Raw genomic sequence first — 21,216 nt, forward strand, 5'->3', positions numbered from 1 at the left:
TATGCTAACGATAGCGCAAATATCGCTGTTGGCGGCGCCCGAGCTGCCGTCAACATGAATCGAAGATAGAAGGGTGAGGAGACCGCTTCCATGGAAGCCGACGTCGTCATCATTGGTGCTGGGCCTGTCGGAAGTTGCCTGGCGGCGGAATTGGGAAGGCGAGGCGTCAAGTGCGCTGTCGTCGAAATGACCGACGGAGTCTTCAAGGATCCTCGCCTTCACGCGGTCAGCATCCGCACCATGGAGCTCGTTCGAAAGTGGGGGATCACGGACGACTTACGCAATTGTGGTTGGCCTGTCGACCACCCCCAGGATGCCTCGTACCTAACGTCACTCGTCGGCTATGAGTTGGCCCGTCTCCCATGGGCGCCGATCTCCAAGATGGTACCTCCTCCGGAGAGTCCAACTTTCGCTCAACGCTGCCCGCAGAGTTGGCTCAATCCCATTCTTCATCGCTACGCCGGCCGCTTCGAGACGGTGCAGTTTCTTTGGCTGCACAAGTTCCTTGGGCTGCGTCAGGATGAGGACGGAGTCTTGGTCGACGTGCAACCGGTAGAGGCGGGCGGTGCGGTCAAGACCATCCGCTGCAAATATCTCGTAGGTTGCGATGGTGCACGCAGCTTCGTGAGAGAGCAAGTCGGCGTTGAATACCAAAGTTCGGGGATCTACGGCTACGCGGCTGAAGCCATTATTGAAAGTCGGGAGATTGCCGATCTCGCGCGCCCGCGGATGGGCGGTCGCTACACGGCCGTTACCGACAACGGAGTGTCGGTAACGCTGCTTCCGTATGACGGGGTTGATCGGTTTCGGATCGTCCTTGTGGCCGAGCCCAGCCAAGTCGACCGAGCCCGGATGGACAACGGGATTCATCAACTCGTGGGCCGCAAGGTGAATTATACATATTTGACCGAAGTCCTGCCGTGGATCAATCGCGAGAGGGTCGCTGAAAGATTCCGTGCTGGGCGAGTCTTTCTTGCCGGAGATGCCGCGCACACCATGCCACCCGCCGGCGGGCATGGAATGAATACCGGTGTGCTGGATGGCTTCGACCTCGGTTGGAAATTGGCTGCAGTGCTTCAGGGATGGGCTGATGATCCCCTGCTCGACAGTTATGAGTTCGATCGCAAGAAAGGGGCTGCACGAACGGCAGCCATGGCCGGCGAGCTTTACGCGGATTGGGGTAAGATCAAGCCGGTTATCGATCAGTCTCTCGGGCTTCTCAACCAGGATAATGCCGAAGGTGCTGCCGCTCGTGAGCGTGCCGGCGAACTCATCAGCAAGACCTTCAAGCGAGAATACAATTCGATGGGCGTTTCGCTGGGATATAGATACAGTGGATCGCCAGTCATCGTCGATGACGGCACGCCAGAGCCACCGGATGATATTGTCCAACTGACGCGTACGGCTCGACCGGGCCATCGTATCCCTCATGCCTGGCTTGCGGATGGACGCTCGACGCTCGATCTGGTCGGCGATGTCTATACGCTCATTGAGATTGGCGACGATACGGTTTCCAGTGCCTTCAAGGCTGCAGCGGCCGAGAGGCTCATTCCCTTGGTCATTCATCGCATCGATCAACCCGAACTGAACGAGCTGCTTGGTGCGTCTGCCATTCTTGTCCGGCCGGACCAGATCATCGCTTGGCGAGCCAAGGGCGATAGTCCTACGCCGGGCGCGGTCTTAGAAACGCTAACCGGGCGCGTACTAGTATCGGCGCACCAGCGCGACGGTCATCATTGCAAGAGAGCTACCGCCCTTGCGTGAGATCATCACAAAGTTTGCGGGGAGCAGGTATATTCCCGCCGACTGCCGTGTCGTAGTTGGTTCTTACGATTCTGCACGAAACGAATATGACAAATCTAACACTCAAGCAGTTCTGCTCCTTTGCCAACGCATCTGAAATTCATGAGCCAATTAAAAATATTCGTTTGACCACGAGGAGAGGTATGAATTCCACTGCAATTCAGTAGCTCGCCTTGGGTTCTTCGAGCGGTTATCCCGTCTCAACCTACCTGAAAAGGAATCAAATCAAATGACAGACAATTCTCAAACTCTGTTGCGCGTGCCGCTCGGGCCTCCACAAAGGCATCATCATCTGGCTTACGTTACCTACGATGCCGGGAAGACGGCAGATTTCTATACCCGCATCATGCGTATGCCTTTGATCGCCGCGGTGATGGACGACAAGATTCCGTCGACCGGCGAAGAATGCACCTATTTGCATCTGTTCTTCAGTTTAGGGGATGGTTCCGCACTCGCATTCTTTGAAGCTGCAGGTATCCCTGAACTTCCGCTATTTTCAGATCATCCGGTCCACAAAGCGTTCAACCATGTGGCTTTGCAGGTGGATACCGGGGCAGAGATTGAGAACTGGCACAACTGGCTGATCCAAAATGGGGTTTCCGTCATTCGCACGGATCATGGCATCATCGAGAGTCTGTACTTCAGCGACCCCAACGGGGTGCGCCTGGAGATCACCAGAAACGTTGATGAGAACTGGACTAACAAGATTCAGAACGGCGAAGCAGCGTTGAAGCGGTGGTGTGAGACCAAGGCTGAAGCCGTGCGCAAAGGCGAAGACCCCGTCAAGGCGCTGCAGGAATTAGCGGCGTCGGCCAGCCACGCTCGCAACATGGCGGCGGCGCACTAGCTCGACAAAAGGCGTCGGTCTTCAGCACTGACCGTCGTGAAGGCGCGGTCTGTAAGCTGGGTGTTCTTCCGTAGGTTCGGTTCGCCCTCGTTGAGGGCGACCGTTTGCATTGCGCTAAGATGGATGGTTGATATGTGGAGCTGTGGCGTCGAGGCTGGAGCGCGAGGGTGAGCGAGAAGCCACTACAGGGGAAAACCTTGTTCATCACCGGCGCGAGTCGGGGGATCGGTATGGCCATTGCGCTACGCGCCGCGCGTGACGGCGCGAACATAGCGATCGCAGCCAAGACTGCCCAACCGCACCCCAAGCTGCCCGGCACGATCTATAGTGCCGCTGAGGCGATCGAGGATGTCGGCGGACGAGCGCTTCCGCTCATCGTCGACGTACGTGAGGAAGCACAGGTCAATGCCGCTGTAGCAAAGGCAGCGGAGCATTTTGGCGGCATCGACGCCTGCATCAACAACGCCTCAGCTATTAACTTGGCAAAGACCGAGGACATCGAACTCAAGCGCTTCGATTTAATTCAGCAGATCAACATGCGCGGGACGTTCCTCACCTCCCGTGCCTGTATCCCTCATTTGCGTCGTAGCAGCAACCCGCATATCTTGGCGCTATCGCCACCGTTGGTGATGCGAGCCGACTGGTTTGCTCAGCATCTTCCCTACACGTTGTCAAAGTACGGCATGTCCATGGTCATGCTCGGACTGGCCAGCGAGCTGCGCGAGGCTGGCATTGCTTGTAATGCGCTTTGGCCACGCACCACCGTCGCGACGGCGGCAGTTGAGTTCGCGCTGGACGATGACGGGATGTTGCGGCGTTCGCGCACTCCGGAGATTATGGCTGATGCGGCCTATGCCATTCTGTGCCGCTCTTCGCGCAATTACACCGGAAATTTCGTACTGGACGACGACGTTCTAGCCGAGGAGGGAATCACCAACTTTGACGGCTACCGGAACGATCCCGCCAGCGCACTGCAACCAGATATTTTTGTAGATCCGCAAGTTCGGCTGCCTCCGGGGGCGAGCTACGCCGCCGCCTCTGTTCCACGCGCGCCTGCGTAGTGAGCCGAAGCGTCAACCCTCGACCGCGGCAGCGCCTTCGTGCCTGACGTCGCCGTAAGGTCATTTCTCCCGAGCAACTAGGCGAGAGCGATCACATATTTGTCGCTCTCGCCATTTCTTTAGCTGGGGAGGCGTTCACAACCACCCGCCGCGCTTCTGGGCGAGGCAAGTGGCGGCGGCCACATGATCAGCCTTGCTGAACCTGACGTGCGGAACTTCCACTCGCTGTCCATGATGTGAGGCAAGTGAAAGATGGTGGTTTCGATCAAGCGAGGCGCAGCAATACCGTTTCCAGCGTACGGAGCCATCGCGATTTAACTTGGGATTGAATGAGCCGAGACGAGCGATTCTGCAAGCTTCGCGATCTTTGGAACGGAAACGACGGCTCAGCTTCGCGGCCGTCTTCAGAATGACCGCAAGTTCGGCGCGCGGTATCCGCCTTGCTCAACTCTCCTTCCTCAGTACCCTGGCTTTTCGACCTTTCGGGGCAGCGGAGCTGCTCTTGGACGCCCATTCGGCTAGCCCCGAACCTAGTGTCGGCGACTTCGAAGTTCGTGGTCAGGTCCGAATGGACAATCTCTTGGCAGTTCGCAGCTACACCTTTTCTGGACAATTATCGCAGACGGCAGACGTGGTATAGGTCACGGCATGGCTTGTTGGCCTACCCGATCGGTGACGCCGTATCGAAGCGATGACCGACGACCAACGAGACAGAGGATGGATGAACCGACCATGCTGGTCGTCGCTATGACAAACCAGGGAAGATAGTTGCCGGCCGCGTCGTAGAGAATCCCAGCAACCGTCGGCCCCAAGCTGCCACCGATTGAAACGGCGAAAAGGATACCGCCAAAAAACGTGCTGAAATGTATCGACGGAAAACGTCGACCAATAATGAAGAAAGCAAGGTCGATCTCTGATCCAATGGAGAAGCCGACAACCAAAATGCCTGGAAGAATCGCTGCTATGTTGCCTGTTGCCAGCAACATTATGCCGCCGGCAGACAGCGCAAAGATGGTTGCCGCAAGCAGGTTCGCCTCAATGCGGTCGAGGAGAAACCCTGTAATCAGCCGCCCGGCAATGACCGCGAAGCCCATCAGTGCTGCGAATTCAGCTGCTTTTGCAGGCGAAAGACCAATATCAGTTAACATGGGAACGAGGTGAACAACGGTTCCGAATATCCCCGTTGAGGCAAATAGAAAGATCGCTGCCAGAAGCACGAACTGCCGATCAGTGTACAAGCTCCAGTTCCATTGCCTATTCGCAGTTCCAGCGTCGGTTACATTGCGTGCGGACTGATTCTTAAGTAGCAAAGCTATAATTGGGACGGAAACAAGAACGACGATCGCAAGTCCGACATAAGCACCTCGCCATGCGTAGATGCTCATCAATTTTGTGACTAGGGGCGGAAACACCAACGCTCCGAGACCTGGTCCGATGTAAACGATGCCATACGCGAGTCCCAAGTGCCTTGGAAAATTGGCTAAGACGAAGCGTCCATACGAGAGAGGCGATGTCGCGTTGCTTAGGAGAGCAAGAAGAAAGGTGAGAGCGAGGAAGCTCAATAGTCCCACAGTTGCGATACCTAGCAATAGAAACGATAGTGATAATCCCACCGCGGACAAAAGCGCCATTCGGAAGGCCCCGTATCTGTCGATCAATCGGCCTGTAAACGGACTGAGGATGCCGGCGGTTATGAGCGGCACGAGAATGCCGAGCGAAGCTGCCCCACGCCCCCAACCGAACTCTGCGGCGAGCGGCTTTAGAAACAGACCGGAGCTATAAAAGAAAATGGAGTTATAGCTCATCATCATCCCGAGCAGGCAGCCCAGGATTACGTTTCGGCCGCGCCAAAACTCGCCCTTGAAAATCGTTCCGGTGTCCATCCTGGTCTCCTTGCGCTATCCCCAACGGCTTTGTTTTTGTTGATTATTTACAAAACGTAACGTTTCGTAAATTGGCTGTCAAGCGCCGCTCCAGTGACCAAAGGCCGTCGTCATGCAGCCAAGGCGCGAGGTCGAGCAGAAATGCGAACACCGTGATAGCTATCCGCGGGTATCATAGCCGTTGGCGTGACGTTAACGCTTCGCTTCCGCTGCTTCCGCGCGAACCGACAATTCGGGTTGAGGCGCGCATTTTGCTCCGCTGACCGACCTCTGCTGGTGCAGGGCCTCAGCCCCGTGCAACACAGTGACTGGCCGGGGCAGGTTACGAGACTGGAAGTTGAGGCGCGTAACAAGAGGTTTTGGGTGATCGACCTGCTTCGCAGCGTCGTGATCGGTAGCGCAAGGGGGGGCGCTGCACTGTCCAGCGGCTGTGCCATTGCGGGGAGATGAGCACTAGCCTCTCGGTCGTGTCTGCGTCTATCTTCCCCGAGCCGTTTTCGCAGCGGCAGCAGTCGTCGGAACGTAGTGTCCGAGTCTAGCCTCAGGACACGAAACAGATATAGTCACGGCCCATCCACTATGCGAGCCTTTGCCGCGCATTCGCGCGCACATCTATCGACACGCAGATGGAAGCAAAGCACGAGTGCAGGCGGGTTGACCTCTATTAATCCGGCTTCACGCCGGCTTTCACGGCGACAGAACGTGCGAGCTATTATTCCAGTTTTTCGGTTGCCGAGGTGGCTAAGGAGGTCGACGACTTGCTATGGGCCGAAGCCATTGTGCAGATCTTTCCCACGTGGTGATTCGGACCACCGACAATGTTAAAGGGATGGTTCGACAGGGCGTGGGCGCCCGGCGTTGCATATGATCACGCAGCCGATCTTGGTGCCATACAACCAAGACTTAAGCAGCTGCGAGGGGTGGTCGCAATAACGACCTTGGGCTCGCCTTGGTGGGTTGATTGGCTGATCTTACGTCGCCCCGTGCGCCGTGTTCTGAAGGAGGCCATTTTGCGTCTTGTGCCCCTCACGCCAAGCTCACCTTTCATTAAATCTACAAGGCCGAGAAGCTCTCTTCGCAACGTGTCAAAGCAGCGATTAGTCGCATTCGGTCTGTGCTGCAGCACTTATGATGCTTCTCTGCCACTCAGCGAGATGGCGGGCTCTGTCTCAACATGCCGCCATATTTAAGCTGACCGTGCTCCTGACACGAATCTCTTTCTGAAAAACTCATTGAGAGGGAGCGCGTGACAAAAGAGCGGATGATGGAGTCCTGGGTTGTTGCGGTCGAACTACGAGCGGGCATTTCTTAACCCGGATGGTTTCGAACACCTATGCCTGAAGAGTTGACTGACAGGACTTGACCCAAGGCAGACGTAAGGACGTCCGCCGGTGACTCGACCATGTCCATGGATCGCCAAGCGATGTGTCGATCAGGCCGCACTAGGATTGCACCCCAATCGCTCACCTCCCGGATCGCAGTCCACTCCCCGAGGACGTCGTCATAGGGACAACGGAGTCCAATGGCGAAAACGGGCAGATCAATGCAGAGTTCATCACTGGCTTTGACTGCGGCTTGTGCCCAGGAGCTGCCACCGATACCCACGATGAGGCAAAAGCGGCCGTGTCCGGCGAGGTCGAGTGTGGATATCTGTCGGCACTCGTGCTCCACCCATGCATGGGGAAGATATGCCCCCGGGTGCGTCGTTCGCTGATGGTAGAGGTCCACGTCGCCTTGCACCTCCGGGAAAGGGGTGCCGTCGTCAACGACGGCGGACGAGGTATACCGCTGGCCGAGCTCTACTCCGAGTGCGTTCGCCCGATAGTTCTGCAGCTTAAGAGCCTCAGCGAACCGCTTGCGCCGCCGCGATGCCTGCGGTGAATCGGCATACAGTTCCCGAAGAGCTGCCCAGCCGTCCTCGGTCGACTGATCCGGCTCGAAACCGAGTGCCTTGTTCAGTACGGCCATGTTGTGCCAACTCTTGATCGCACGCTCGACGACGTGTTGTCCTACAGGCCGGCGTTCCGCGCCATAGCTACCAAGCAGACCAGGACCCGCCCTTCCGGCCACGACAAAAGCAAGCTTCTAGGCAAGGTTGTACGAGTCTTGCACCGACGTGTTGGTGCCGAGGCCCCCCGTGGGCGGGTGGCGGTGCGCGGCATCGCCTGCCAAAAAGACCCGGCCTTTTTGGTACTCTGTGGCCACGACATTGTTGACCTGCCAGGTACTGATTGCCTTGACCTTTATTTGGAGATCGGGATCACCGAGCGTCAGCCGCGCTCTGGCGAGTACGGCCTCCTCCGACGGTTGTCCTTCATCAAGATTCCAGGGATGCAACAGGCTCCACTCATTCCACGGCCGGACGTTAACCCAACTCGCTGTTCCAAACCATTGGTCGCGGTCAGGTTGCGCAACCAAATAGATCACCGCCGGCCGGTGAGCTGTGTACTTCGTTAGGTCGACCTCAAGCCAACTATTGGCCATCCCCCTAAGGCCTGCTTCACCTTCAAGCCCCAGCCCCAGTTGCTCCGCGACCCGCGAGCGTGCGCCGTCAGCACCAATCGCGTATCGTGCGTGCACCACGTACTCCGTCCCGCTCTCGCGTTCGCGCACCACGGCTCACACTTCGTCAGGTGTTTGCTCGATATGCACTAGTTCGTTCATGAAGCGGATATCGGCGCCTCTTTCGAGCGTACTTGCGAGAAGGACGGGATCAAGCACATGCTGGGGTGCATTTACGGCCGTGCAAGGACTTGCTGCCGCGTAGTCGGATAGCCGCTCGGGTGCCGAACCGTAGCTCTTGAAGCGAGCGATCTCGAGCCCAGACAATGATGTCACCACGAGATTGTTGCATAGCATTGACAGCGGATATCCGACGTCGCGAACGCGATCCTCAATGCCGAGATCTCTAAACAACTCCATCGTGCGCTGATTGGTGATGTGCGCCCGCGGCACATGCGCTGTGCCTCTGTGCCGAGCTATCGTCAGGGTAGAGATGCCGTGCATGGCTAAGATCGAGGTGGCTACCAGACCAGCCGGCCCGGCCCCGATCACGAGCACATCAGTTGTGACTTTACGCATGTCGTTACCTTCGTTGGCGCTTGCGGTCGCTCGCGCGTTCACCTCACGAAATCGGCTGTCGGGCTCCGACTGCGACGATCTTTCAGCCTCTCCCGTAGCTGCTGTTGATGCTCCTGAAGCCAGGCGCGGACCGTAGTCGGCTTGCGGCCAAGCGTTCGCTCCAGAAAATCGTTCAATGTCCACGCCACGTCATTCGCATCTTCATAGCGAAAGAACTGCCACAGATACTCCGCCAAATCCGACCGTACCCGGTCGCGCGTTGCTGCCGATTCGAAAAGGGCGATCAGCCCTTCCTTGGTGGAGTCGTAGGCAATATCCGTCTGGAGCACTTCACCCATCATCCGGACGACATCGCCCACATAAAGGTTGTCGTATCCATTGTTGAGAGTGTGAAATTGATAGAGATGCCGTGCGTTGTCACTGAGCAATATCCGCGCGCCCGCTTCTCCGATTTCGCGCGGGTCGATGAACGGTACTCGACGGTTCGGCCATGTCACCTTGCCGGGTGACAACATCTGAAAGCGAGGGTTCAGGAAATTGTCCATGAAGCTCGCGCCGATATTGAAATAGGTGACTGGGAGATCGGATTCATCTAGAAGCCGACGCGCGATCGGGTGCTGGGTCGCGATCCCCCATCCGATGTTCGTTAGCGCCTCGGGCATTCGCCGGGGATTGACGGAAGGAAAAACACCGACCGCGCGAATCATGTGAATTAAGCTGTCGGAATTGCGAACAGCAGAAATAAGATTCGTCATAGCATGCTCTTCGCGCGTGCCGTTGGGCGCGATGACGAAGAGCCCTTCCATGCCGCTTACAGCCGCGGTAAGGGACGGCAAGTCATAATAGTTGCCGATGGCGATTTCGCAGTCCGGATAGCTCGCCCGCAACTGCGCCAACTTGTCTTCACCGCTGCTGATTAGTCGCAATCTGACATCCGGGGCGTTGTAGCGCAACCAACGCACCATAGGGCCGCCAATGTGGCCACTCGCGCCGAAAATGCCGATGCTGTTTGGCACCTTCTTCTTGTGTTCCATCGTTCCCCCTCGTTCTCGACCTCAGTCGGAGATCCCCATCGATCGCGCAACTAGCGAGACGAGTCGGCGTTCGAACTAATCGGCGGATCGCCTTCGTCCTCGGACACAAAGCGAATTCCATACTTCGCATAAACGAGCTGACGCTCGTCCTCCGTTTTCGCAGCGACGTGCTCCCGTTCAAATTCCTCGACGCCACCAGGCACCGTGAGAAGGAGCAGCCTAGTCCCCGGTTCATTCGACCAAAATCGGTGCGGGACGCGCCTCGGCAAGAAAAGGAAGCTTCCCGCTGCAGCCTCGTATGTCTCCTTGCCAACACGGACGCCCAATTTGCCGGAAAGAACGTAGATGCATTCATCCTCGTTCTCGTGCAGGTGCAGCGGTCGGCCGCCGGCGACCGTAATTTCGAATACGCTCATTACGCCGCCAGTGGATTGTGCCGTCGCTTTCGCAAGGGATACGGCGCCGCTCCGCATGCGGATCTCCCCATCCGGCAGGGAGATGCCGGGACCGATGCAATAGGCGGAGCTCGGGTGCTCGGGGCGGGGATCGTCATGAGAAAAGCTCATATTTCCTCGCTTCCACTCTGAGCTCGGCCAACCGTTCTCCGCCGCTCCGCATCGAGTGTCGATTTTGCAATATTGGCATGACTGCCACAATAACATTACTGCCATTATGGTGCGGGTGTCAATTCTGAGCGTTTGACGCCTCGCCGCTCGGCGGATGCTGTCGGATTGCCCTCCTTTCGCAAACCGATACCGAGACGGGTAAAGTGCTTGTTCGATGAGTCAGTTGATAGGACGTGCCGTGTCGGAGCCGGAGCCGGAGGCGTCCCGGGTCTCCTGATCGGCGGGGCTAACCTCTACGCGCTCACTTGTATGGCGTCCGATGTCGTCGACGGGCACCGCCGTGCCGGAGGGCGGTCTGTCAGGAAGTCCCCTGAGCTCGCCGCGGCGTTTGGGGGCGCGGCTTGCCGGACCTCTCGCGAGATGGCTGTTCCAGCTCGTAGATGTTCAGAAGCTTGAGAACTCGGACCGTCTCGGCCCGTGCGAGATCCTGCAGATCGGATTTGGGGTAACGTGCCCAAGTGCTGGCAGCTACATCGGTTGGAGAGAGTGCAAGGCTCGCCCCCATTTGGGCGCGCTGATAATTGGCTGCGGTCTTATCACAGAACGACATAAGAATATCAGTTGCAATTTTCCGTCGTTGCATCATCCAAACGGCCCGGCGGTCCGCCCAATTGCTTGAGGTTAGGGCCAGGGCCAGACGAGCCCTGTTGACCGGATTATTGGTGAATGCGTTGAAGGTATCGAGGGCGCCATTCAGCACGGCGTGTAGTGGAAGATCGATTTCCAACCGCGCGAGCACCGCGCGATGCAGGTCTTCCAGAGACCTGGTGAAGTCGAGATAGATCACGTCCGCTTTGCTATCAAAGTAACGGAAGAATGAACGGACCGAGATGTCGGCGCGCTCGGCAATGCTTTCGATGGTTGTCGCTTCGAAACCGCCGCCCCGCTCGCCACCGTTCTCTTGAAACAGCCGCACAGCCTCGGCGATGATTCGGTCACGTTGTGCTTCGCGCCTCCGCTGCGCCGGTGTCGCCTTGATGATCTCCATTCGACGCTCAATCCCTTCCTGCCGGACCGAACCTACCGGATACACGAGTGGCAAACAATCGGAAGGCTTGCGAGGAATGTAAAAATATGGCGCTAGTGCCAAAATGACATTAATGTAGGAGAGGACGATGAAGCCGTCATGGATCCACTTGGCCCGGGGCCGGTATGTTCGTCAGGCTCGAGTGGGGCTTGGCGAGCTCCGCGAGGAGCTTTTCGGACGTCAGGGATTTGCAGGTCCGACCGCGACGCTCTATCACTCGCGGCCGCCCGGAGACGTCTTGCGCATCGTCGGCAAGCTGAAGCCGCGTATGTTCTCCACCCGCAAGCTCATGGCCGGCGAAGGCAACGACGGTCGGGGGCTACCCTTACCATTCCTCACCAACTCCGACGTCACCCTCAGCGTCAGCAATCGGCGGTCGGCGATGCCGTACGCCTATCGTGACGCCGACGGGGACCTCCTGTACTTCATTCATGAGGGGACGGGGGTGATGGCGACTGAATATGGTCCGATCCCTTACGAACCCGGCGACTATATCTATCTGCCGCGGGGCACGACCTTCCGCCAAATGCCGAACGATGGCCTGACATATGCCTTCGTCATCGAGTCAGTACAACCAATCGATTTCGCGGCACATCCTCAGCAGGGGCGACATTTTCCGTTCGATCCGCAGCTTATCACAGTTCCGTCCGCGGAAGAGTACGCTTGGCCGGAGCAGGACGAGTGGGAGCTGTGTATCCGCTCCCAGGGCGAGCTCACCTCGGTCTTCTTTGAGAAGTCGCCTTTCGACGTGGTCGGCTGGAAGGGTGATCTGTTCCCCTTCAAGATCAACATGCGCGATATCCATACGCTGAGCTCGGAGCGAATTCATATCGCGCCGACCTCATGGGCAACGTTTCAGGCGCCAGGCTTCGTCGTCGTAACATTTTTGCCGCGGCCTTCGGTAAACGATCTGGACGCGGAGGAGTTGCCTTCGTCACATCGCAACATTGATTGCGATGAGGCGATTTTCGTTCATAGCGACACGGGGCGGGAAGGGGCTAGTTTCATCTTTTCACCGCAAGGGATCCATCATGGTCCTCCCGACGCCTTTAGGCGAGAGTTCAATAGAACGCGTGTCAAAGGCATGCAGACGATGCTCACCGGCGTCAGCGTCGATACGTTCAAGCCACTGAATCCAACCCCTGCAATGTTGGCCGTCGCTGACGGTGAGACGACAGAAATCAACTGTCGCTGATGTCGTAAGATTCAGGGCTGTGACCGATCGGCCTCGGCGGCGCCGGTGGGCGTAGTGCTCTCTAAGGGCTGGATGGAGAACTCCATCCAGCTGCGTCTCGCAAGCTTCCGAAGAGAAGCGGCGACCCAATCCAAAGGAGGGAAAGTTCATGTCGGCAGCACAATGGAGACGGGCGGCACTTGCTGCCGCAATCGCGCTACTCATTGGCACTAATTCAATAGAAGCCGTCGCCCAGAAAAAATACGACCCAGGCGCAACCGACACGGAGATCAAGATAGGCAACATCGCGCCTTACTCGGGGGCCGCGTCTGCATTTGCTGTGATTGCCAAGACCGAAGCGGCATATTTCGAGAAGATCAACGCAGAGGGGGGTATCAATGGTCGTAAAGTCAACTTCATCTCCTATGACGACGCCTATAGCCCGCCAAAGACCGTTGAGCAGGCACGAAAGCTCGTGGAGGGAGATGAGGTTCTCCTGATCTTCAACCCGCAGGGAACGCCGCAGAACTCTGCCATCCAGAAATACTTGAACGCCAAGAAGGTGCCGCAATTGTTCGTCTCCAGCGGTGCGTCCAAGTGGAATAATCCGAAGGACTTTCCCTGGACGATGGGCTTTTCACCCAGCTTTCGAGGTGAGGCGCAAATCTACGCGCAGTATATTCTGCGCGAGAAGCCCGATGCCAGGATCGCAATCCTTTATCAAAATGACGATTTTGGAAAAGACTACGTCAAGGGTCTGAAAGATGGCCTTGGTAGCAAGGCCTTATCGATGATAGTCGCGGAGGAAAACTACGAGGTCACCCAACCGACCATCGACTCGCAGATCGTCAAGCTGAAATCGTCCGGAGCGGACGTATTTCTCGACTTCACCACGCCGAAATTCGCTGCGCAAGCCATCAAGAAGATGGGTGAGAGCGGCTGGAAGCCGATGCACCTGCTCAGCAGCATCTCGGTGTCGATACGCAGTGTCATCAAGCCCGCCGGCTTCGAGAATTCGCAGGCCATCGTTTCCTCCGCTTACCTCAAAGATCCCACCGACCCGCAATGGAAAACAGACGCGGCGATGAAGGCCTGGAACGAGTTTCTAAATAAGTACTATCCGGAAGCTAATCGAACCGATTTCGCGGTGGTCAACGCTTATGCCGCGGCGCAAGCCCTGGAGCGCGTCTTGAGGCAGTGCGGAGACGACCTCACACGCGATAACGTAATGAAGCAGGCCGCCAACATTCGGGATTTTGAGCTTGCCGGCCTGTTGCCAGGTATCAAAATGAACACCAGTCCGTCCAACTTCGCTCCGCTATCGCGGATGCGCTTAATGCGCTTCAAGGGCGAGACATGGGAGCTGTTCGGTGACCTGCTCAGCACGGACGTCGGCGGCTAATGTCACCTTATCGAGTGAGTATGGAGATCACGAGGTGAGCCAGGAGTTTCGAGCAACAATCCGGAAGGCCCGAGAGCATTCAATAGGCGACCTGCTGCGCCGATCGGCCAGTCGCACTCCGAACAAGTCGGCCGTGATTTGTGGCAGGGAGGTCTGGACATTCGTGGAGTTGGATGTGATTTGCAATCGGCGCGGACTGCGTCGAGCCGGGGTAAGTAGAGGCGATCGCGTCGCGATCCTGTCACGCAATTCGCACGCTTTTGCTGCCATGCGTTTTGCCGTCGCGCGCATCGGCGCGATCTTGGTTCCAATCAACTTCATGCTGAAATCGGACGAAATCAATTTTATTCTGGTCAATTCCGGCGCCAGGATTCTGGCAACGGGCGCGGATTTTGTAGAGTCCGCCCGGGAGGCCGTCGCAAAAGGTTGTGCGGTTGAAGCCTTGATCTGGATGCCGGGCGAAGAGCCGGCACTACCGCCTCCCGGAATGATTACGTTCGACGATCTTCTGCACTCTGACGGATCACAGCTCGACGATTTCGTCGACGGCGAGGATCCAGCCCAAATCATCTACACCAGCGGCACGGAGTCATTACCAAAAGGTGCGGTGTTAACGCATCACGCAGTCATGTGGCAGTATGTCAGCTGCGTCCTTGAGGGCAGCATGGCGACAGAGGACAGAGTGTTACATGCGCTGCCGCTGTACCATTGTGCACAGCTTGATGTCTTTCTCGGTCCTGCAATCTACCTCGGGGCGAGCAGCCTTATCACGGCCAAGCCGACCGCTGACAACATCTTGTCATTGATCGAGACGCACGAGATCACATCGTTTTTCGCGCCACCGACTGTCTGGATCGCAATGCTCCGGTCTGCGCATTTCGATCAGACCAATCTCTCGACACTCCAGAAGGGTTACTATGGAGCGTCGATCATGCCGGTGGAGATCCTGCTTGAACTGCAGCGACGGCTACCACGGGTGAAGTTCTGGAATTTTTATGGACAGACAGAGATTGCTCCGCTCGCAACCGTTCTGACGCCGGAAGACCAAATACGAAAAGCCGGTGCAGCCGGAACACCGGCGATCAATGTTGAGACGCGCGTTGTCGACAGTGCGATGGAGGACGTCAGCGTAGGTGAAATCGGCGAGATTGTGCACCGCTCACCTCAGCTCCTATCTGGCTATTATAGTGATCCGGATAAGACTGCCGCCGCCTTCCGCGATGGATGGTTTCACAGCGGCGATCTCGCGACCGTCGACTCCGACGGTTACATCACGGTGGTTGATCGCGTTAAGGACATGATCAAGACCGGAGGCGAGAACGTCGCTAGCCGCGAGGTGGAAGAAGCCATCTATGGGCTGTCGTCGGTATCTGAAGTGGCGGTTATCGGATTGCCAGACGCTCGTTGGATCGAGGCGGTGACTGCGATCGTCGTTGTCAGGTCTGGGGAGAACCTGACCGAAGATAACGTGATAGACCATTGCGCAAACACGATGGCGCCTTTCAAGGTACCCAAGCGCGTGATCTTCATCGATAGCCTACCGAAGAATCCGAGCGGAAAATTGCTAAAGCGGGAACTGCGTCAGCGCTTTGCTGAAAATGTGAGAGTTGCCGAGGGCAATTTCGGACGGTGAGCTTGCTGAATTTGCGGATGTCGGTTGGGCGTACTGAAATCGGGCGGTAATTTGGCGAACGGCGATGTCAACAGAAGCGATAAACCGGCAATGGATCCTGACTGGGCCGCCACATGATCGGCTAACTCTCGACAATTTTGGATATCGGGAGAGTTCGATCCCAGACCTGCCTTTGAGAGATGGACAGGTGCGGATCCGGAACGTTGCCTTCAGGTGTGCCCCGACGATGCGCAACTGGATGGAGGAGGGCGGAAACGGTGGCTATCCTTCGATGCCCGTGGGTGAGCCAGTGATTGGGCCGACGGCCGGGCTCGTCCTGGAGTCTGCGAATTCCGACTTCCGAGTGGGCGATCGCCTGCAGGTTCTTTCCAGTTGGCAGGACTATGCGGTACTCACAGCAGCCGAACTCGGCAGCGCGACCAAGATCCCCATTGGGACGACCTATCTGGATGCGCTGGGGCGCTATGGGCTCAATCCATTGACTGCTTACTTCGGATTGCTTCGGGTCGGTGAGCCAAAGCCGGGCGAAACTCTTGTTGTGTCCGCGGCCGCAGGCTCTACCGGCTCCATTGTCGCTCAGATTGGAAAGATCAAGGGAATGAGGGTCATTGGCATCGCTGGTGGCGTTGCCAAGTGCGACTGGTTGCACCGTGAATGCCGGGTCGATGCCACCATTGACTACAAGACGGAGTCCGTTGCACGGCGACTGGAGATCCTCGCCCCGGGAGGTATTGATATCTACTACGACAATGTTGGCGGCGAGATTCTGCAGGCGGCGGTGAACAATATGGCGCATTTCGGTCGCATCGTGTTGTGCGGACAGATCTCGACCTACGATACCGGGAAACAACCTGAAGGACCGCGCAATATGATGCGGTTGATCTACCGGAGCATCAGAATGCAGGGATTTCTCTGCTCCCAGTTTCAGCACTTGTTCGCGGAGGCGATCGAAGATCTCAGGGGCTGGACACAGAACGGCAAGCTGGTCCATCGGGAGCACACGCACACAGGCTTTGAACTGCTGCCCATCGCTTTTCTGTCTCTGCTTGATGGCACCAACGAAGGAACCGTCCTTGTCGAGACCGACAAAGGCGCAATCGACGAGTACCGAGCATAATGCGGGCTAGGAGGCGCAACTTAGCAGCAGGCCTAGCCGCGCAACACGGATAAAGCGACGCCGGGTGAACGCGACGGACGCGCCATATGCGGAAGTTTGAGTGTTTAGACGTGTGCGATGTATCCAGAACGCTAGGCCGATCGCAGATCCCGAGCGCTGTTGACCGCTCCGGACGGGCGCTTCATCTCGAAATTGCGCCTCTAGCGAATTGTTACGCCGAACTTAATCGGCGGCGCTGTTCCCGCGGAGCGGCATCCTATCGGGCGGCGGCACTGCAAAAAATGGCTGACGGTCGGCTCGCAAGGCATCTTGCGGTTGCGCGTGATGCAATCGGGCTCGGTGAAGAACGCGGCCACCGCTCTAAATATTTTCCAGCCGGCCGTCAGTCGCATGTTGCAACAGGCGAAGGAACGTCTCGGATTCAGACTATTCGAGCGCCAGAAGAAACGGCTGAAGCCGACGACCGAGGCGCAGACGCTTTTCGCGGAAGTTGCGAGTATGTTCGCTGCGATCGAGCACACCCAGCGGCTGGCGGTCGAGCTTCGCGACGGTCGCTCGACGCATTTATGGCTTGGGCACCTAGCATGGATCTGACCGGCGTGGTCGAGAAGACTCGCGTTCCCATCCTTGTGACCCATCCCGGAGGTGATCGTCAAATTCCGCTTGAATAGTACGCCTCCGACGAGGGCCGTCTTGCGTGACGGGTGGTAATTCGCGAAGCGTGTGACCTTAAGTCTAGCTTTAAGGTCATCAGGCGATGCGGATCGAGGTTTTGGGCGGGCTGGAGCGGCGGCGGCGCTGGTCGCAGGACGACAAGGCAAGGATTGTCGAGGAGACGCTGACACCGGGCGCGAAGGTAACTGAGGTTGCGCGTCGCAACGGAGTAGCGGCCAGCCTGGTGTTTACCTGGCGTCGACAAGCACGGACATCGGAACAAGTTGTACCATCTTTTACGCCGGTGCAGATCGCCGCCGTAGCGCCCTCGGCTGAGGAACCTCCGAAGCTCTTGCCTACGGTCGATGGCCGAGTTCGCTCGGTGGCAGCCGCGCGTACTGGATTGATAGAGATCGATCACGGCAACCGACGGTGCATCCGGGTGGATGCGCACGTCGATCCGGAGGCGCTGGCGCGGGTCCTCGATGTGCTTGGACGCCGATGATTTCTATACCGGGGAATGTGCGAGTGTGGCTCGCGACAGGCTACACGGATATGCGCAGAGGCTTTCCGTCGCTGGCCCTCCAAGTGCAGGAGGTGCTACACAAGGACCCGCTCAGCGGTCATCTGTTCGTTTTCCGCGGTCGCCGCAGCGATCTCGTCAAGGCGATCTGGCACGATGGCCAGGGAGCCTGCTTGTTCACAAAAAAACTCGAGAGAGGAAAGTTCATCTGGCCATCGGTTGCCGGTGAATCGGTAACGATCTCGCCGGCGCAGTTGAGCTATCTGCTGTCCGGGATCGATTGGCGCAATCCGCAAGAAACCCAGCGTCCGACGCGGGTCGGATAACCGTTTTGGGTTTGAATCTGCTGCTCGATCTGATTCAATGGCTTCATGATATCGAAGCCGGACGACCTCCCGTCGGACCTTGTCAGTGCCTTGGCAGCGCTGCAAGCCGAGCGTGACGAGCCGAGGCGATAGCTGCCAGCGCGCAGGCGGAGCTGTCGGATAACGCGGCGCTGATCGCGCATCTCAAGCTGCGGATCGAGAAGCTCAAGCGCGAACTGCACGGGCAGCGATCCGAGCGCACGGCGCGGCTGATCGAGCAGCTGGAGTTGGAGCTCGAGGAACTCGTCACGACGGCGAGCGAGGATGAGCTTGCCGCGCAGGCCGCAGCGGCGAAGACGCAGAACGTCCGCCCCTTCATGCGCAAGCGGTCGGTTCGCCAGCCATGGCCGGACGACATCGAACACGAGCGCGTCGTCATCGAGGCTCCAACAAGCTGCGCCTGCTGCGGTGGATCGCGGCTGGCGAAGATCGGGGAGGATGTGACCAAGACGCTGGAGGAGATCCCGCGTCGCTTCAAGGTGATCGGTAAGCGCTTAGCCGCAACCCTATTGATGCTGGCTTGACGTTTTGCGGAATCGCCACGGCATGAGGTCTTCGATCCTGCTATCGGGATGGCCGTCGATGATCGCCTCGAGTGTTTCGGCGATGTAGGCGGCCGGGTTGACGTCGTTGAGCTTGCAGGTGGCGACGATCGACGCGAGCAAGGCCCAGTTTTCCGCGCCGACTTCATGACCGGCGAAGAGCGCATTTTTTCTGGTCAGGCAGACTGGCCGGATGCCGTTCTCGACCGGGTTCGTGTCGAGCTCGAGGCGCCCGTCTTCGAGGAAGCGGGTCAGCCCTTGCCAGTGATTGAGCGCGTAGCGGATGTCCTCGGCGAGCGTCGAACCACTGGAGATCATCGACAGCTGTTTCTCGAACCACGGCTTTAACGCGGCGACGATAGGCAGCGAGTGCTCCTTGCGCGCGGCCAGCCGGATGTCCGACGATGAACCGCGTACCATGGCTTCGATGGCGTAAAGCTGTGCGATGTGTCGAACGGCGGCCTCGGCGATCGGCGATTTGCTGTTGCGGGCCAATTTGACGAAGCGTCGGCGCAAATGGCTCCAGCAATGCACAAGCGTCCACGGCCCCTGCGGTCGAGCAACTTCGGTCAGCCGGTCATAACCGTCATAGGCATCGCATTGCAGGAAGCGTCCGTTAAAGCCATGCAGGAACTGCTCCGCGAAGGCGCCGATGCGACCGGGGGCATATCGGAACAGCACGATCGGGGGACTTGGGCCGCTGTGGCCGCGGTCGTCGGAGACGACCGCCCAGAAGTAGCCTTTCTTCGTTTGGCCACGCCCGGGATCGAGCACCGGTGCCGTGGTTTCGTCCATGAACAGACGATCTGCCCTCTCCAGATGGCGACGCATGTGGTCCGCTACGGGTTGGAGATGGAAGCAGGCGCGGCCGGACCAGTTGCCCAGTGTCGCCCGATCAAGTCGGATCCCCTGGCGCGCATAGATCTCGGCCTGACGGTAAAACGGCGCATGGTCGCCGAACTTGGAGACGATCACGTGCGCAATCGCCGCTTCGGTCGGCAGTCCACCAGGCACGACGTGCTCCGGTGCATGCGCCTGCACGACAGGGCCCGAGCAGCGGCGACAGATGTATTTCGGGCGGCGCGTGACCAACACTCGCCATTGCGCCGGGATCACGTCGAGCCGTTTGCTGACGTCCTCGCCGATCTTCGTCATGGCGCCGCAACCGCACGGACAGAGCGTGCTCGCAGGCTCGATGATCCGTTCCACCCGAGGCAAATGGGCAGGCAAGCAGCCGCGATTGCGATGAGAACCTTGATCCGGCACACTCCGCGATCGGCCCTGGATCACAGCCTCGGCTCTCTCCTGCGCCGCGTCCAGGATGCCTTGCGCGATCTCCACGTCTTCCAGCGGCAAGTGATACTGATCTGGCCGCAGCTTCTCGGACTTCGCGCCGAACTTCTCGCGTCGCAATTCGCCGAGGATGACCTCCAGCCGACGCCGCGCTTCCTCCGACGCCGCCAGCGCCCCCTGATGCTCGCTCAAGGCCGCCTGCGTTTGCGCCAAAAGCGCCTTCAGTCGTTCATTTTCGTCGCGCAGCGCCGCGATGCTCATGTGCTAATTCGAGCACACCGCCGCCGCGTGCGTCACGTGCAAAATACCTTCCGAGTCACTCTGCCGCAGTTATCCCGCCGCCTGCGGACGCCGCGCTTCTTGCGGGCGGACCAACCTCCAATCCAGCCCCTCGAACAGGGCTGCGAACATCGCCGGCGATATGCGCATCACGCCGTCTGCGATCGTTGGCCAAACGAACTTGCAGCCTTCGAGGCGCTTGTGCACCAACACTAGGCCCGTTCGATCCCAGACCAAAATCTTGATCCGGTCCGCTCGTTTCGATCGGAACACGAAGGCTGCACCGCTGAACGGATCGAGACGAAGCATCTCCTGCACCTTCGCAGCAAGCCCATCATGGCCACAGCGGAAGTCAATCGGCCGCGTCGCCATGTAAATCTTCAGATCAGCACCGGGCGCGATCATCGTGACGCTCGTACCGCGCGGATCACCCGAGACAGCTGCTCGCCATCTATGGCCGTGTCCGTCCGCACCACGACATCGCCGATCGCTATCACAAGCTTGATCGCCGGAACGTGACGCTCCTCTAACGCACCTTCCACGACCAGCGGCGCGAATGTCGGCTGCGACGCCTCGCACGGCGGCAACATGCCTCGCTGTCGAAAGCGCCGTCGCCAATCGTAAATCTGCCAGCGCGTCGCTCCGTGCTTGCGCGCCACCTCGGACACCTGGGCACCGGGTAGCAGACTCTCGGCGACGATCCGAGCTCTCTCAGCCTCCGAACGCACGCGGCGTCCCGACGGTCCTTCAAGGACCTCCAGCCGGCTCACCGGCCCTACCGACGAGCCGTCCAAATGGACGTCCTTTTTGCTGTCCAATCCCATCCCAAACCTCCGTCCTAGTCGGAGGCTTCTTCGCACGTTCATTCGAAT

18 protein-coding genes and 2 pseudogenes are annotated in these 21,216 nt (G+C 58.3%); 11 read left to right on the plus strand and 9 right to left on the minus strand.

Features of this window, described 5'->3' with window-relative positions:
* Positions 1-90 precede the first annotated feature (90 nt).
* The 3 genes from ABIA90_RS41555 (at position 91) to ABIA90_RS41565 (ending at position 3,711) form a co-directional block, all read left to right on the plus strand.
* Positions 91-1,764, plus strand: a complete 1,674-nt coding sequence (locus ABIA90_RS41555) for an FAD-dependent monooxygenase (protein WP_247303120.1) — start codon at positions 91-93, stop codon at positions 1,762-1,764.
* Positions 1,765-2,032: 268 nt separating this feature from the next.
* The gene (locus tag ABIA90_RS41560; protein WP_354116571.1) at positions 2,033-2,650 is read left to right on the plus strand and encodes a VOC family protein; all 618 of its coding nucleotides are present in this window, start codon (positions 2,033-2,035) and stop codon (positions 2,648-2,650) included.
* 167 nt (positions 2,651-2,817) lie between these two features.
* Positions 2,818-3,711 (plus strand): SDR family oxidoreductase, encoded by an 894-nt coding sequence (locus ABIA90_RS41565; protein WP_346016133.1) that lies wholly within the window; start codon positions 2,818-2,820, stop codon positions 3,709-3,711.
* A 641-nt stretch (positions 3,712-4,352) separates the two neighbouring features.
* Here ABIA90_RS41565 and ABIA90_RS41570 read toward each other — a convergent pair.
* The 6 genes and pseudogenes from ABIA90_RS41570 to ABIA90_RS41595 form a co-directional block, all read right to left on the minus strand.
* Positions 4,353-5,594, minus strand: a complete 1,242-nt coding sequence (locus ABIA90_RS41570) for an MFS transporter (RefSeq protein ID WP_247303300.1) — start codon at positions 5,592-5,594, stop codon at positions 4,353-4,355.
* 1,308 nt (positions 5,595-6,902) lie between these two features.
* Complete coding sequence (locus tag ABIA90_RS41575; protein WP_354121694.1) at positions 6,903-7,562, minus strand: aromatic-ring hydroxylase C-terminal domain-containing protein; 660 nt, start codon at positions 7,560-7,562, stop codon at positions 6,903-6,905.
* Between the two features lie 117 nt (positions 7,563-7,679).
* Positions 7,680-8,675: pseudogene (locus ABIA90_RS41580) on the minus strand (FAD-dependent monooxygenase).
* 38 nt (positions 8,676-8,713) lie between these two features.
* Positions 8,714-9,709 (minus strand): NmrA family NAD(P)-binding protein, encoded by a 996-nt coding sequence (locus ABIA90_RS41585; protein ID WP_354116573.1) that lies wholly within the window; start codon positions 9,707-9,709, stop codon positions 8,714-8,716.
* Between the two features lie 50 nt (positions 9,710-9,759).
* On the minus strand, positions 9,760-10,275 hold the full coding sequence (locus ABIA90_RS41590) for a cupin domain-containing protein (RefSeq protein ID WP_247303306.1): 516 nt from the start codon (positions 10,273-10,275) through the stop codon (positions 9,760-9,762).
* 358 nt (positions 10,276-10,633) lie between these two features.
* Entirely contained in the window at positions 10,634-11,323 is a 690-nt protein-coding gene (locus ABIA90_RS41595; protein ID WP_354116574.1) for a TetR/AcrR family transcriptional regulator, read from the minus strand.
* 127 nt (positions 11,324-11,450) lie between these two features.
* Here ABIA90_RS41595 and ABIA90_RS41600 point away from each other — a divergent pair, with 127 nt between their 5' ends.
* The 8 genes and pseudogenes from ABIA90_RS41600 to ABIA90_RS41635 all read left to right on the plus strand — a co-directional run.
* The gene (locus tag ABIA90_RS41600; RefSeq protein WP_354116575.1) at positions 11,451-12,557 is read left to right on the plus strand and encodes a homogentisate 1,2-dioxygenase; all 1,107 of its coding nucleotides are present in this window, start codon (positions 11,451-11,453) and stop codon (positions 12,555-12,557) included.
* Between the two features lie 148 nt (positions 12,558-12,705).
* Positions 12,706-13,938 carry an ABC transporter substrate-binding protein gene (locus tag ABIA90_RS41605; protein ID WP_354116576.1) on the plus strand — a complete coding sequence of 411 codons (1,233 nt, stop codon included), beginning with the start codon at positions 12,706-12,708 and terminating at the stop codon, positions 13,936-13,938.
* A gap of 34 nt (positions 13,939-13,972) precedes the next feature.
* A complete protein-coding gene (locus ABIA90_RS41610; RefSeq protein WP_354116577.1) occupies positions 13,973-15,571 on the plus strand; it encodes an acyl-CoA synthetase in 1,599 nt (532 codons plus the stop codon).
* Positions 15,572-15,635: 64 nt separating this feature from the next.
* Positions 15,636-16,688, plus strand: a complete 1,053-nt coding sequence (locus tag ABIA90_RS41615) for an NADP-dependent oxidoreductase (RefSeq protein WP_354116578.1) — start codon at positions 15,636-15,638, stop codon at positions 16,686-16,688.
* Between the two features lie 324 nt (positions 16,689-17,012).
* Positions 17,013-17,282: a LysR family transcriptional regulator gene (locus ABIA90_RS41620; protein ID WP_247303317.1), complete on the plus strand. Its 270-nt coding sequence runs from the start codon at positions 17,013-17,015 to the stop codon at positions 17,280-17,282.
* Between the two features lie 163 nt (positions 17,283-17,445).
* A complete protein-coding gene (gene tnpA, locus ABIA90_RS41625; protein WP_354116579.1) occupies positions 17,446-17,847 on the plus strand; it encodes an IS66-like element accessory protein TnpA in 402 nt (133 codons plus the stop codon).
* 23 nt (positions 17,848-17,870) lie between these two features.
* Positions 17,871-18,191 carry an IS66 family insertion sequence element accessory protein TnpB gene (gene tnpB, locus ABIA90_RS41630; RefSeq protein WP_434056885.1) on the plus strand — a complete coding sequence of 107 codons (321 nt, stop codon included), beginning with the start codon at positions 17,871-17,873 and terminating at the stop codon, positions 18,189-18,191.
* Between the two features lie 45 nt (positions 18,192-18,236).
* Positions 18,237-18,715 (plus strand): annotated as a pseudogene (locus ABIA90_RS41635) (IS66 family transposase); the annotation flags it as partial.
* A gap of 21 nt (positions 18,716-18,736) precedes the next feature.
* On the opposite strand, the gene tnpC reads toward ABIA90_RS41635, so the two are convergent.
* From tnpC to tnpA (ABIA90_RS41650), 3 genes are all read right to left on the minus strand, one after another.
* On the minus strand, positions 18,737-20,326 hold the full coding sequence (gene tnpC, locus ABIA90_RS41640; protein WP_354116580.1) for an IS66 family transposase: 1,590 nt from the start codon (positions 20,324-20,326) through the stop codon (positions 18,737-18,739).
* 69 nt (positions 20,327-20,395) lie between these two features.
* Positions 20,396-20,749: an IS66 family insertion sequence element accessory protein TnpB gene (gene tnpB / locus ABIA90_RS41645; RefSeq protein ID WP_247316068.1), complete on the minus strand. Its 354-nt coding sequence runs from the start codon at positions 20,747-20,749 to the stop codon at positions 20,396-20,398.
* Positions 20,746-21,168 (minus strand): IS66-like element accessory protein TnpA, encoded by a 423-nt coding sequence (gene tnpA / locus ABIA90_RS41650; protein ID WP_354121696.1) that lies wholly within the window; start codon positions 21,166-21,168, stop codon positions 20,746-20,748. The genes tnpB (ABIA90_RS41645) and tnpA (ABIA90_RS41650) overlap by 4 nt, the downstream gene beginning before the upstream one ends.
* Positions 21,169-21,216: the final 48 nt, after the last annotated feature.

It is taken from the genome of Bradyrhizobium sp. LA6.8 (assembly GCF_040547935.1).
Classification (GTDB): Bacteria; Pseudomonadota; Alphaproteobacteria; order Rhizobiales; family Xanthobacteraceae; genus Bradyrhizobium; species Bradyrhizobium barranii.